Consider the following 304-nt stretch of genomic DNA (forward strand, 5'->3'; position numbering starts at 1 on the left):
CTCCCACACTACCATCGGCGCTACTGCGTTTCACTTCTGAGTTCGGAATGGGATCAGGTGGTGCCACAGTGCTATTGTCGCTAGACAAAAAGGTTACAATCTTGAAAGCTGTTGCTCGTTAGAGCCATAAATATAAAAGCGTTTTCTTATTCAATTCATTACAGTGCGTGAAGTTATTATGTCAGTCTTCTACAAACACTTCGCAGTAAAACTACTTGGGTGTTGTATGGTTAAGCCTCACGGGCAATTAGTATCAGTTAGCTCAAGACCTCGCAGTCCTTACACACCTGACCTATCAACGTTG

1 rRNA gene is annotated in these 304 nt (G+C 43.4%); it reads right to left on the minus strand.

The features are described from left to right. Nucleotides 1-85: ribosomal RNA gene (rrf, locus tag H4J62_RS20105) — 5S ribosomal RNA — on the minus strand; the annotation flags it as partial. Between the last annotated feature and the right edge of the window lie 219 nt (nt 86-304).

Origin of the sequence: Colwellia sp. BRX8-5 (assembly GCF_014077325.1) — a bacterium.
Taxonomy (GTDB): domain Bacteria; phylum Pseudomonadota; class Gammaproteobacteria; order Enterobacterales; family Alteromonadaceae; genus Colwellia_A.